The sequence below is a fragment of the Cerasibacillus sp. genome (assembly GCF_036516575.1).
In the GTDB taxonomy this organism is placed as follows: Bacteria; Bacillota; Bacilli; order Bacillales; family Amphibacillaceae; genus Cerasibacillus.
The window spans coordinates 108,492-121,371 of sequence record NZ_DATBTY010000073.1 but is presented as its reverse complement, the minus strand read 5'-3'; the positions used below and the strand labels follow the sequence as shown (position 1 = coordinate 121,371).

Sequence of the window (12,880 nt, the reverse complement as noted above, 5' to 3'; positions counted from 1 at the left end):
GACATGTTATTTATAAAGTGTTTGTAATGCTTTTTCCATTTGGCGATCATCTTCGCCACTGCGAATTTTTTCGATTAATGCCGTTTCAATTAATCCAGCTGTATCTTGATCTACTTTTCCAGTTTGTTTGATATTTTGATCTTTTTGGAATGACTTAACGGCCTTTTCCGTCGTCTTATCAAAGTAACCATCAATCCGTTCCAATTGATAGCCAAGACCTGTTAACATTTGTTGAATATTTTTGATATTTTCACCAGTATCATTAAATGATAGGGCTTTTTCAATTTGAACTGGATGGGTAAAATAATAATCGGGTTGTTTCACTTCAATGGTAGGTTTAACACCTTTTTCATGAATCCAATTCCCTTTAGGAGATAACCATTTAAAGAATGTTAATTTAACGGTACTTCCATCTCCTAATGGTACTGCCTGTTGTACTGTTCCTTTTCCAAAACTATTCGTTCCAACAACATCATAACCAATTTCTTTTAAAGCAACAGCGAGAATTTCTGATGCCGAAGCACTTCCTTCATCAATGAGGACTTGAATTGGGTACGGTTTCTTTTCGGTTAAATCAGTAAAATAAGGATCTCTGTTGCCATCGCGACTTTCAATCTGGACATATGGAATGTCTTCAGGGACAAAAAACGCTAATATATCGCCAACTGATTCTAATAAACCACCTGGATTACCACGAACATCAATGATTAAACCTTCCATCCCTTTATCTTCTAAGCTTGTTAATTGCTCATAAAACTCATTCGCTGTGCGTTCTGAAAATGTCGTTATTTCAATGATACCTGTACTCTTACCGTCCACCTTTTTCATATCTGCATAGACTGTTTCAATTGGAATCGTATCACGTGTCATTTTTACTTCTAAAATATCTTTAACGCCTGGGCGGATGATTTCTAAAACAACTTCTGAACCTTTTTTTCCACGTATTTTTGATACAGCTTCGGTTAAGTCATAGCCTTCTAAACTTTCCCCATTCACGCTAAGCACTTGATCATTTGGGCGTAATCCTGCTTTTTCAGCTGGGGAATTTTTTATCGGTGCGACAATCGTTATTTTTCCGTTCACTAAGCTTACCTCAGCACCGATTCCTTCAAATGATGATTCAATTTGTTCATTAAATTGCTCCATTGCCTCGATATCCATATAAGAACTGTAAGGATCATCAAGTGAAGAAAGCATCCCATGAATCGCACCTTCAATCAACTGTTTGTCATCAACTTTTTCGACAAAGTGTTTTTTAATTAGCTTATAAGCCTGATTAATTTTTTGCATTTTATCATCAGACTGTGCAATTTCTTGCTTCGATGTATATTTTCCATTACTGTCTCCTGGTGCTACTTGAACATTTCCCTGTGATGTAGCTAAATAAATGCCTCCAGCAAAACCGATCATTAAGGCCGCAACAATCCAAAAGACAGCCATTATTTTTCTCATCTTCATTCTCGACACTCACCTCTATATATATTCATTAAATCTAAACGTACAAAAAATTAAAAAATGATTTATTAACCATTTTACCATTAAACGTATGTAGATTCTAATATCAATTAAAAAGACACCACATACATTGTGATGTCTTTTAAAACGCCTTATTAATTAAGGTAAATAAATCATTGGGTTAGTTCCACTTTTTGATGCCCAATAACCATTGTGTATTTCAAAATGTAAATGTGGTCCTGTTGACCTTCCAGTATTTCCAGATGAAGCAATGTATTGACCCTGTGATACAGCGTCTCCTACCTTTACATTGAAACCACTTAAATGTGCGTATAATGTTGTATAGGTTTTTCCTTTAATGTGATGAGTGATAAGAAGGACATGTCCATATCCATTCATTCGACCATCACCATCATAGCTGATATCTGTTACTATACCTGGTGCTGAGGCATATACTGGTGTCCCTACAGAAACTCCATAATCAATCCCATAATGGTATGAACTACATCCCCCACAACTTCTTGGACCAAAACCAGACGTAATTGGACCATTTACAGGGTGGATAAAGCCTCCTGTTGAGATAGTTGGGGCTGGTTTTACTGGTTGTGGATTCACCCCTGATGAGCTTGTTGTTGTATTTTGCTTTTTACGTTTTTGGGCTTCTGCTTTTTCTCTTTGAATTCGAGCTAGTTCGCTTTCTGCAAATTCTTTTGCCTTTTGAGCAGCAGCCTTTTGTTTACGAACTATCGCCTGTTCTTCTTCCAAACTTACTTTATACTCTTCTAGTTCTCCATGTTCTTTTTCTAGTTTCTGTTGGATTTTTTCTTTTTTAGTAAGTTGAGCATCGAGTTTGCTTTTCAATTCATTTAACTGTTTTTTCTGTTTATCAAGTGTGGCTTTACGGACTTCGACTTCTTTTTTGTTTGCTTCAACTTGTTCTTTCTTTTCTTCAACTTCTATCTTTTTGGCTTCCATGGCCCGTTTATCAGCATCGAGTTCTTCCATAATTTTTTTATCTGAATCCATGATTGTATTAACTGCCGATGTTCGGCTAATAAAATCACTGAAGCTTTTTGCCCCGAGCAGAACTTCGAGGTAACTCATTTCCCCGCCACTCTCCTGGATAGAGCGTAAACGATTTTTCAACAAGGCCTCGCGTTCAATAATACTTTTCTGTAATTGTAAGATTTCTTCATTTAAAGTACGAATCTGTTTTCTCAAATTCATAATTTCTTCAGCTAAGGTACTAATTTCTTCTGTTGTTTTACTAATCTCATTTTCTTTCTTTACAATCGATGTTTTCGTTTGAGCTAGTTTGTCATCGATAACTTCCATTTCACTTTTATTAGTAGATTGCTTATTAAGGTTTTCATCAATTTTTTTATCGGTATTCGCTTTATCTGAATCAAGTGAGTTGTCCTTTTTTTCCAGATTTGCCTTCTTACGATCTAAATCATTTATCTTACTTTTAACGTCATTTAATGATTCAGCATTTACACTCATACTAGTGGAAAGTAACAATAAGACAACAAGCATTAGTGGTAACTTCTTCCTCAATTGTATTCCCCTTTCCCTTATTCAAAACAGTATCTATCTCTATAATTCTAGCTTTATTAAACTTTAAGAAAGCGTCGAACACTCATGATACTTCCCCAAACACCAATTAAAGCTCCAATTAGGAAAATAACAAGTGAAATTTGCCATGCAAACGGATAGAACGGCAATAATTCAAAGAAAGGTATTTGGACACTGATAACAAGCTTTTCTACAATATAGTAATACCCTGCCAGTAGGGCTGCAATCGGAATAATAGAACCGATCATACCTAAAAGCATTCCTTCAATAAAGAATGGCCAACGGATAAATCCATTTGTCGCACCTACGAGTTTCATAATGCCTATTTCTGTACTTCGGGCCATAATTGTTAGCTTTATCGTATTTGAGATAAGGAATATCGCCGTAAAGACAAGGCCAACGATTAAAATAATCCCGACTATGCGTGCATTTTTATTAAATTCGAATAGCTGACTAACAACTTCTTTACCATAGTTAACTCGATAAATGTGATCAAAGCCACGGATTTTCTCAGCAATAACCGCTGTATCCTTAGGTTCTTTAGCTTTAATAATATAGGCATGGTTCAAAGGGTTGTCCTGTTCAAAGAGCTCCCATGATTTTCCTTCTTTTCCCATTCCTTTTATCAAACTATCGAGTTCTTCATCTTTAGATGAAAAGACGACAGATTCGATTTGGTTAATCTTCTTTATTTCATCACCGAGCGTTTTTATATCGTCATCACTTGCCGCGACATCTATAAGAACTTTTACGATAACGTCTTCTTCAACTTTTTCTGCCATATGGTTTAAGTTTAAAATAATGACTAGAAAGGCGGCGACGAGTAATAATGTAACTGTTACAGATCCAATCGAAGCAACGGTCATCCAACCATTACGAAATATATTTTTTACACCCTCCCGAAGATGGCGTTTAAGTGTTCTAATTTTCATAGCCGTATTCACCTCGGGATTCGTCTCTTACAATCATGCCACTTTCAATTGCAATAACACGTCTTTTCATTTTGTTCACGATTTCTTTACTATGTGTTGCCATGATGATTGTCGTCCCTCGTTCATTGATTTCTTCAAACACACGCATGATTTCCCATGATGTATCAGGGTCTAAATTTCCTGTTGGCTCGTCCGCAATGACGATATCAGGGCGATTCACTATCGCACGTGCTATAGAGACACGTTGCTGTTCCCCACCTGATAATTCATTCGGTAAAAAACGCGCTTTATTCTTTAAATCGACTAATTCTAATACTTCCATGACTCGCTTACGGATATTACGTGGTGATTCTTCAATAACTTCTAGCGCAAATGCGATATTTTCATAGACTGTTAGTTTAGATAATAATTTAAAGTCTTGAAACACAACTCCGATTCGCCTGCGAAAGAATGGAACTTCCTTATCTTTTAATTCACTCGTGTTAGCGCCATTTACTTCAACTAAACCAGTTGTCGGTTTGACTTCACGATAGATCATTTTAATAAACGTTGATTTACCAGCACCACTTGGTCCGACAACATAGACAAATTCACCTTTTTCAATATGTATAGATACACCGTTCAACGCGGTAACACCATTCGGGTATTTCTTAAACACATTTTCCATTTTTATCATTCTGTTTCACCTTTTATTTTTGTCGTTGTATCTAAGTAAGTTATTTTCTATTAGATTCGATTACATTTTTCTATGATTTTCCTCAAATATAAACATTTCTCTTATAGTATAACATCTTTCAGCAGATTTTTTGGCCAAATTTTTATTACATTTATATTTCATTCCCAGCGTTTTTGTCATAATGCATTAATAGATGTCATATAAGTGGTAAAAAATCCCTGTCAAAATTTTTCGTATAAAAAAAGCTCAATACCTTTGATAAGGATTGAGCTTTTTGTTAGGTAATGTAATTATTTCTTTTCTGCTAACCAATCAGCAAGTGTTTTTGCGTCATCTTCGGAAACTTGTTTTTGTGGTGCCATGCTGCCTGTACCATTTTGAATGATATCAACAATATCATCTGCACTGAATTTAGAACCTGCATCAGATAATGCTGGACCAGCACCACCAGATAAATCTTGTCCATGACATGCTGCACAGTTTGCTTTATAAATATCTTCACCAGCTGAAGCAGTTGTTTCGCCACCTGCGTCATTGTTTGCTGCACCATCGTCTTTGTTAGCATTATCGTCGCCGCCGCCACAAGCACCTAATACAAGGACGGATCCTAATAATACTGCCATTAACCACTTTTTCATGATTAATCCCCCTAACTCATTAATTGTTGATTTATGTCACAGTATATTATAACCTAATAATAAAATTTTTAAACCTTTTTTAATGTATTTTTCTTCTATACGTACCAACATCTTTTGCTAAACCCTTCATTTACCAAGGGATAGACCAGTTTTTGTCAAATTAGTGAACATGTTATTTTCATAAAACTTAATTAACTTGCGAACGAAGATAAGCGTCAATGAATGGGTCAATATTGCCATCGACGACGCTTTGACCATTACCTATTTCGACATTTGTTCTGTGGTCTTTCACCATCGTATATGGATGGAAAACGTATGAACGAATTTGGCTTCCCCAGCCAATTTCTTTTTGTTCTCCTCTTAAAGCGGCCAGTTCTTCTTGTTGCTTTTCAATTTCAAGTTGATATAGTTTTGATTTTAACATTTTCATTGCGGCTTCACGGTTTTTAATTTGTGAACGTTCGTTTTGACAAGTAACGATTGTGTTTGTTGGAATGTGTGTGATCCTAACAGCTGAATCTGTTGTGTTAACATGCTGTCCACCAGCACCACTCGCTCGATACGTGTCAATTTTAATATCTTCTGATTTGACTTCAATATCAACATCATCCGTTAATTCTGGTGTCACGTCACAAGAAACAAATGATGTATGACGACGACCTGATGAATCAAATGGTGAAATTCTTACTAATCGATGAACACCTTTTTCGGCTTTTAAATAACCATATGCATTATGACCTTTGATGAGTAGGGTAACACTTTTCACCCCAGCTTCATCACCTGGTAAATAGTTCAAGACATCCACTTTATAATCTTTGTCTTCAGCCCAACGCTGGTACATTCTTAATAAAATGCTTGCCCAATCTTGCGATTCTGTTCCACCAGCTCCTGGGTGAAGTTCTAATATCGCGTTATTTCCATCATATGGCTCACTGAGTAATAATTGAAGTTCAAATGCATTTGTTTTCTCTTTTAATTCCTTCATGCTTGACTGTAATTCAGTCATCAACTCAGCATCATTTTCTTCTTTGACCAATTCATATGTTACTTCAAGATCTTCTAGTGTTTCGTTAATCTTGTTAAAATCTTCTAGTAAATGTTTTAAGCCGTTCGCTTCGTTAATGACACCTTGGGCTTTTTTTTGGTCATCCCAAAAATGTGGGTCCGCCATTTGAAGCTCTAACTCTTTGATACGCGCTTCTTTCTCCTCTAAGTCAAAGAGACCCCCTAAATTGTGTGATGCGCATTTTAATTTGATCAATTTCGTTTTTTATTTCTGCAAATTCCATCTGTATTCACCTCTAAATTATTATTAACTCTTTTATTGTAAAATGATGAAATTGCCACGTCAACGCTCAAAGAGTGTTAACGGGCAATTTCGTTTATTTTGGTCGCTTTATGATTAATTACCGTGGCAATTTTTATATTTCTTACCACTGCCACAAGGACAAGGGTCATTTCTGCCGACTCGATTTTTCCGTACAATTGGACGTCGCTTTTTCTCCTCTTTCTGGCCACCGGATACGGCTTTTGTATTTTTAACGACCGCTTCACGCTCTAAATTATCGCGCACTTGTGCTTTCATAATATATTTGGATACTTCATCCTCCATGCTGGCAATCATTTCTTCAAACATATTGAAACCTTCTATTTGGTATTCATGAAGCGGATCATCTTGTCCGTATGCCCGTAAATGAATACCTTGACGAAGTTGATCCATCTGGTCAATATGTGCCATCCATTTTGTATCAACCGTACGCAGGAGAATGACCTTTTCGAACTCACGCATTTGTTCTGGTGTCATTTCTTCTTCTTTGGCATCGTATTTTGCTTTTGCCTTTTCTGTAATAAGTTCTGTTATTTCTTCTGAATCTTTACCTGAGATATCTTCTTCGGAAATGTCCTCAGGCGATAAAAGATTAGCATGTACATATTCAATAATGGCTTTTAAATTCCAGTTTTCTTCATCTTCATCTTGTGTATGCAAGTCAACTACACGATCAATGGAAGACTGGATCATGTTTTCAATGATGACACGGATTTCATCTTTTTCGGCATCAATCACTTCAAAACGCTGTTTATAAATAATTTCCCTTTGTTCACGTAGTACGTCATCATATGCGAGAATCGTTTTACGTGCATCAAAGTTATTTCCTTCTACTCGCTTCTGTGCTGATTCTACAGCACGTGAAACCATTTTACTTTCTATTGGTTGCGAATCGTCCATACCGAGTCGGTCCATCATATTTTTCAAGTTATCCGATCCAAAACGACGCATAAGTTCGTCTTCCATGGATAGATAAAACTGAGACATTCCAGGATCTCCTTGACGGCCTGAACGTCCACGTAGCTGGTTATCAATTCGACGTGATTCGTGCCGTTCTGTTCCAATAACCGCAAGACCACCTAGTTCACGGACCCCTTCTCCTAGTTTAATGTCCGTACCACGTCCGGCCATATTTGTTGCGATGGTCACGGCGCCTGTTTGACCTGCTTGTTCAATAATTTCAGCTTCGCGGAAGTGGTTTTTCGCATTTAAGACATTATGTTTAATCCGCGCCTTTTTTAATAAGTCTGAGATAAGCTCTGATGTTTCAACCGCAACTGTACCAACGAGAACAGGTTGCCCTTTTTGATGGCGATCTTTTATCTCTTCAATAACAGCACGGAACTTACCTTCCATTGTTTTATAAATCATGTCTGGCCTATCTTCACGAACAACTGGTTTATTCGTCGGAATCACAATAACTTCCATGTTGTAGATGTTTCGGAATTCTTCTTCCTCAGTTTTCGCCGTTCCCGTCATCCCAGCTAATTTATTATACATTCTAAAGTAGTTTTGAAATGTAATTGAAGCGAGTGTCATGCTTTCATTTTGGATAGCGAGTCCTTCTTTTGCTTCAATGGCTTGATGGAGACCATCACTATAGCGGCGGCCTTCCATATAGCGCCCTGTAAATTGGTCAATGATAACGACTTGTTCATCTTTCACGATATAATCTGTATCACGATGCATCGCCATATGTGCTTTCAATGCTTGATTGATGTGGTGTGTCAATGATACGTGTTCCAAGTCAAATAGATTCTCAACAGAAAAGAAACGTTCTGCTTTATTAATACCCTCTTCTGTTAATAGAACGCCTTTTGTTTTTTCATCATACGTATAATCTTTATCTTTTGATAACGTATTAACAAAAGCATTCGCTTGAATATATAATGTGGTCGATTTTTCAGCTGTTCCTGAAATAATTAATGGTGTTCTTGCTTCATCAATTAAAATCGAGTCAACCTCATCAATGATAGCGAAGTTTAATGGCCGCTGTACCATCTGTTCTTTATATAACACCATATTGTCACGTAAATAATCAAAGCCATATTCGTTGTTCGTTCCATACGTAATGTCAGCGTTGTATGCTTCACGTTTCTCTTCTTTCGATAAACCAGCTGTGTTAAGACCGACAGTAAGTCCTAAGAATTCAAATAATTGCCCCATTTCTGTGGCGTCACGGTCAGCTAAGTAGTCGTTTACTGTAATGACGTGTACGCCTTTTCCTGATAAGGCATTTAAATATGCTGGTAAAGTCGCAGCGAGGGTTTTTCCTTCCCCTGTTTTCATCTCAGCTATATTACCCTCATGCATAGCGATGGCACCCATTAGCTGCACTTTGAAAGGACGCATGTTAAGAACACGTTTTGATCCTTCACGGACAACAGCATATGCTTCAACTAAGAGTTCATCTAATGTTTCACCATTTGCATAGCGCTCTTTAAATTGTGTTGTTTTTTCTGTTAGTTGTTCATCTGATAACTGTTCATATTCTGGTTCAAGTGCTTCAATTTCTTGCACGATTTTTTCAAATTTTTTTAGCTTTCTTTGATTGTCACCAAATAATTTCTTTAAAAATCCGACCATGTTTAACGCTCCTCTATTATTAAATAAACGACTTAATCATAATAAAAGTTTATATTCTAAGTAATTTATATTAATCCATATTTAATCATAACACTTTCGAAGGGGCAATGACAACTTCATTTATCTTCTATTATTTTATAGCGATTTTTTCATAAAAACAAAAAAGAGTAGCCTCGGGGTGACTACCCTTTTAGGGGATTATGAGGAATATGGGAGAATATTTGAGGGAAACAAACCGTGGGCAGATTGTTTTCATTTGGATTTGTGTTATTTAATGGGTTGATGGTTAACGAGTGAAAGATTGATTAGTTGTTGATTTGTAGAGGCTATCATAGCAACCAATTGACTAATGATTTTTTCATGTTGATTGATTTGAATGGTCAGCTCTGTTATTCTTTTCTTTATTTGATCTTCCATCTCCATTTTACCCTCCTTTTCTTTCTTACTTTTATTTATATCATGGAAGTATCTTGTTGACTAATCACCAATTTTAAAATTTCTATTTTTATTCGACAAAAAAAGCAACATCATTTGATATTTTTATCTGATATCTTGCTTCAAAAGACATTTTTATTTATGTAATTATCACTAAACTTAAATTTCGCACTATTCGTCGACATGATGTGACAAACCCTTCGACATTATTTTAAGGATTTTATCCATCATTTTGTTGGATAGTAACACTATGCTTTTAAGCTCGCTGTATTTAAAAAGGGCTCCCTATGCCGAGTTTTATCGACAATAAGGTAGCCCTTTTTTTCTAGCTGATTAACGATGTGGCTCAATTAAGCCATAACGTCCGTCTTTTCTGCGGTATACAACATTCGTATCGCCAGATTCAGCGTTTGTAAAGACGAAGAAATTATGACCGAGCATGTCCATTTGAAGAATGGCTTCTTCTGAGTCCATTGGCTTTAAATTAAAACGTTTTGTTCGAACGATTTCAATGTCATCTGATTCTTCTTGTTCGCGTTTTTCTTTTTCAAGTTCCGCAAAAATATATCTCGGAGAACCTTCTTGACGGAACTTACGATTTACTTTAGTTTTGTGTTTACGAATTTGTCTTTCTAATTTATCAACAACTAAGTCAATTGCAGCATATAAATCTGCGTGTTCTTCTTCAGCACGTAAGAGTAAGTTAGTCATCGGAATTGTAACTTCAATTGTTTGTGCATCATTGTAGACACTTAGATTTACGTGAACATCAGAGGTTGGAGGTGTGTCGAAATATCTTTCTAATTTATTGATTTTTTTCTCCACATAATCACGAATTGCTGCTGTTACCTCAATGTTTTCACCACGAATAGTGTAATTCATGAAAGTGTCCCCCTTTACTTTAATATAAATATCATTATACATTGTTTACCCATAAAAATCTTCTGTAAACGTTATTTATTCATAAAACTGTTGAATTTGATAGTTTACTATTTTTTTCGATCCATGAACATCCCATCAACAGTTTGAACAGCTCGATATGGATTTACATAGGATTGCGTCGATTTTCGTTGTTGTTTCATTTGCTTCATATCTTGCTTTAATTCCAAAAAGAGGCGATTCATTTCTATCTCAATTGTTTTATTCATCAAGATAATCTTCTGTCCGATCTCGATTTCTTGTTTACTATATGGTGGTGATAACTTTTGTAATGCTTGTTCTCGTTTTTCAATTAGGTATGTGATTTGTTCAATCACATCTTGCCTTTGTGTCTTATTTAGATTGTCTAATACACGTATCATTTGCATCGTCAGCTGATAAACTAGTTGAACATCGTGCATTATTTTATTCCTTCAAGAGGAGGTTGAGTTTGTTTCGCTTTTTGTAGCACTTGTTTCCACGTTTCACGAAATTCAATTACAAATTCCAATACTTCTTCTAAATATGTGTTATTGTTTTCAACATTTGCTTCTGTTAGCCGATGATGCATATAGTCGTATAAAGGCATGATCTGTTTAGAGAGTTCAACATTTGGATCTAGTGTGATCATTAGTTCTTGAATAATTCGTTGCGCCTTTTGAATGTTTTTATTCTTACTTTCATAGTCTTTGGTTTCTATATCCTTCATGGCTCGTTTAATAAATTTTACACAGCCATTGTAAAGCATTAATGTTAATTCACCACTAGAAGCTGTCTTAATTGCATTATTTTGATATGCTTGATAGGCATTATTTGGCATCATGATTTCGTCCTCCTAGCCCATTCTTCATGTTATTGTCCACTGAATTGTGACATTAAATATGCCGATTGCTGGTTGGCTCTTTGAACGGCTTTCTCCATAGCGGTAAACTGTGCCCAGTAGCGCTGCTCAATCGTAACGAGCTTTTTTTCAAAAGCGTCAATTCGATTATTTAAATCTTTCATATTTTTTCCGATTGTGTATCCTTCTAACGTAGAATAGCTTTTACCAGCACGTTCTTCAATCCGCTTCACCGTATCTTTCAACGAATCTTCTAAACGATTAATTAAACCACGACTTGATCCTTCTACATTGTTTGAGAACAGTTTTTGTACACTTTCTGGGTCCTCTCGTAAAGCTTCTTTTAATTTTTCTTCATTAATTTCTAATTTACCACCATCAAGATAGCTTCTAGTTGTTGTAATACCAACCTCGGTTAATGATGTGAATTTGCCATCTGTTTCTACCTTACCGTACCAGCTGCGTCTCATAGAATATAAACTGTCGGTAATAATAGATTCCCCACGAAGAAGCCCGCTCTTTGCTTTTTCTTCCCATAGTTCGATTTGCTTCTCTGACATGTCTTCTTTTTGTGCATCTGTTAAAGGGGGGAAGTTACGATGACGTTCTTCACGCTGTGTTCCATTTAATTGTTCGACAAGTTCATTATATTTCTCAACAAACTCTTTAATCTTATCAAAAGCCTGATCAGCATCATGAGATACCGTTAAGATAGCTGGCTCATCTACTAATGTCGTCTGTTTAAAATCAAAAGTAATTCCATTTAAAGTATAACTGTTCGTTTTAGATTCTAATTCTAGATGATCATTATAGGTAAATTTGGCATTTGTACCGCCTTTTTCTTCTCCCATATCTAAATGGAGGAAGTTTGTGAAAAAGGCGTTCTCATTTTCAGAAAATACAATTTCCTTGCCTGTTTCATTATATTTCCCTGTACGTGTTGTTTCCATTACGACTCGTTGTGATTGCTCGTCATAAAACATACGAACATGATTATCATCATCTGATATACGTTTTAATACATCTTTTAACGTATCGCCTTGATTGATCGTAAAGGAATGTTCTACAAGTTTTTCTTTTTCAGGATCAAACGTTTCGAAGGAAAACTTTCCCGTATAATTGCTGGGAATCTCTTCGTCCAGCTTTAGCCCAATTTCTTTTGTACTTATATTCATCGCTGACGTTGCAAGCTGTGTGACTGCGATTTTATACGTTCCATTTGATGCACTTGTCGTTGCACTAGCAGATACAGCATCTGACTTCGATGATGATACGGATTTACTTTGATAAGTGGTGCTCATTTTCATATCAAGAATCATATCATCTAATTCTTTTAGTGACAGGTTGATATCACGAAATGCATCACGTTTCCACGTTAGTTTTGTCCGGTCTTGGTGCATCCTGTCGAGAGGCATTCGCTCGGCTGACATTAATTTTTCAATGATCTCATCGACATTCATCCCTGATGCTAGTCCACCAATACGCATGTTCATCACT

At 36.1% G+C, this 12,880-nt stretch carries 12 protein-coding genes; all 12 read right to left on the bottom strand.

The annotated features are described in order from the left end of the window. Positions 1–6: 6 nt before the first annotated feature. Positions 7–1,458, bottom strand: a complete 1,452-nt coding sequence (locus VIG73_RS12565; protein ID WP_331642516.1) for a S41 family peptidase — start codon at positions 1,456–1,458, stop codon at positions 7–9. Positions 1,459–1,614: 156 nt separating this feature from the next. Further along, entirely contained in the window at positions 1,615–3,012 is a 1,398-nt protein-coding gene (locus tag VIG73_RS12560) for a murein hydrolase activator EnvC family protein (RefSeq protein ID WP_331642514.1), read from the bottom strand. 56 nt (positions 3,013–3,068) lie between these two features. Continuing rightward, positions 3,069–3,962: a permease-like cell division protein FtsX gene (gene ftsX, locus VIG73_RS12555; protein WP_331642512.1), complete on the bottom strand. Its 894-nt coding sequence runs from the start codon at positions 3,960–3,962 to the stop codon at positions 3,069–3,071. Beyond that, positions 3,952–4,638, bottom strand: a complete 687-nt coding sequence (ftsE, locus tag VIG73_RS12550; protein WP_331642510.1) for a cell division ATP-binding protein FtsE — start codon at positions 4,636–4,638, stop codon at positions 3,952–3,954. Before ftsE ends, ftsX begins: the two co-directional genes overlap by 11 nt. Before the next feature lie 290 nt (positions 4,639–4,928). Further along, the gene (gene cccB / locus VIG73_RS12545) at positions 4,929–5,276 is read right to left on the bottom strand and encodes a cytochrome c551 (protein WP_331642508.1); all 348 of its coding nucleotides are present in this window, start codon (positions 5,274–5,276) and stop codon (positions 4,929–4,931) included. A gap of 187 nt (positions 5,277–5,463) precedes the next feature. Further along, a protein-coding gene (gene prfB, locus VIG73_RS12540; protein WP_331642506.1) for a peptide chain release factor 2 occupies positions 5,464–6,565 on the bottom strand; the annotation gives its coding sequence in 2 pieces (ribosomal slippage) (positions 5,464–6,492 and positions 6,494–6,565; 1,101 coding nt in all). A 113-nt stretch (positions 6,566–6,678) separates the two neighbouring features. Beyond that, a complete protein-coding gene (gene secA / locus VIG73_RS12535) occupies positions 6,679–9,189 on the bottom strand; it encodes a preprotein translocase subunit SecA (RefSeq protein WP_331642504.1) in 2,511 nt (836 codons plus the stop codon). Positions 9,190–9,456: 267 nt separating this feature from the next. Next, on the bottom strand, positions 9,457–9,606 hold the full coding sequence (locus VIG73_RS12530; protein WP_331642502.1) for a hypothetical protein: 150 nt from the start codon (positions 9,604–9,606) through the stop codon (positions 9,457–9,459). Positions 9,607–9,957: 351 nt separating this feature from the next. Beyond that, positions 9,958–10,506: a ribosome hibernation-promoting factor, HPF/YfiA family gene (gene hpf / locus VIG73_RS12525; RefSeq protein ID WP_331642501.1), complete on the bottom strand. Its 549-nt coding sequence runs from the start codon at positions 10,504–10,506 to the stop codon at positions 9,958–9,960. A 107-nt stretch (positions 10,507–10,613) separates the two neighbouring features. Continuing rightward, entirely contained in the window at positions 10,614–10,964 is a 351-nt protein-coding gene (locus VIG73_RS12520) for a flagellar protein FliT (RefSeq protein WP_331642499.1), read from the bottom strand. Further along, on the bottom strand, positions 10,964–11,365 hold the full coding sequence (fliS, locus tag VIG73_RS12515; RefSeq protein ID WP_331642497.1) for a flagellar export chaperone FliS: 402 nt from the start codon (positions 11,363–11,365) through the stop codon (positions 10,964–10,966). Before fliS ends, VIG73_RS12520 begins: the two co-directional genes overlap by 1 nt. Before the next feature lie 29 nt (positions 11,366–11,394). Then, complete coding sequence (locus tag VIG73_RS12510; RefSeq protein WP_331642495.1) at positions 11,395–12,870, bottom strand: flagellar hook-associated protein 2; 1,476 nt, start codon at positions 12,868–12,870, stop codon at positions 11,395–11,397. Positions 12,871–12,880: the final 10 nt, after the last annotated feature.

Bases quoted from the DNA above. Each gene is read 5' to 3' on its own strand.
- VIG73_RS12565 (WP_331642516.1), bottom strand. From the start codon at position 1,458: ATGAAGATGAGAAAAATAATGGCTGTCTTTTGGATTGTTGCGGCCTTA.
- ftsX (WP_331642512.1), bottom strand. From the start codon at position 3,962: ATGAAAATTAGAACACTTAAACGCCATCTTCGGGAGGGTGTAAAAAAT.
- ftsE (WP_331642510.1), bottom strand. From the start codon at position 4,638: ATGATAAAAATGGAAAATGTGTTTAAGAAATACCCGAATGGTGTTACC.
- cccB (WP_331642508.1), bottom strand. From the start codon at position 5,276: ATGAAAAAGTGGTTAATGGCAGTATTATTAGGATCCGTCCTTGTATTA.
- secA (WP_331642504.1), bottom strand. From the start codon at position 9,189: ATGGTCGGATTTTTAAAGAAATTATTTGGTGACAATCAAAGAAAGCTA.
- VIG73_RS12530 (WP_331642502.1), bottom strand. From the start codon at position 9,606: ATGGAAGATCAAATAAAGAAAAGAATAACAGAGCTGACCATTCAAATC.
- hpf (WP_331642501.1), bottom strand. From the start codon at position 10,506: ATGAATTACACTATTCGTGGTGAAAACATTGAGGTAACAGCAGCAATT.
- VIG73_RS12520 (WP_331642499.1), bottom strand. From the start codon at position 10,964: ATGCACGATGTTCAACTAGTTTATCAGCTGACGATGCAAATGATACGT.
- fliS (WP_331642497.1), bottom strand. From the start codon at position 11,365: ATGATGCCAAATAATGCCTATCAAGCATATCAAAATAATGCAATTAAG.
- VIG73_RS12510 (WP_331642495.1), bottom strand. From the start codon at position 12,870: ATGCGTATTGGTGGACTAGCATCAGGGATGAATGTCGATGAGATCATT.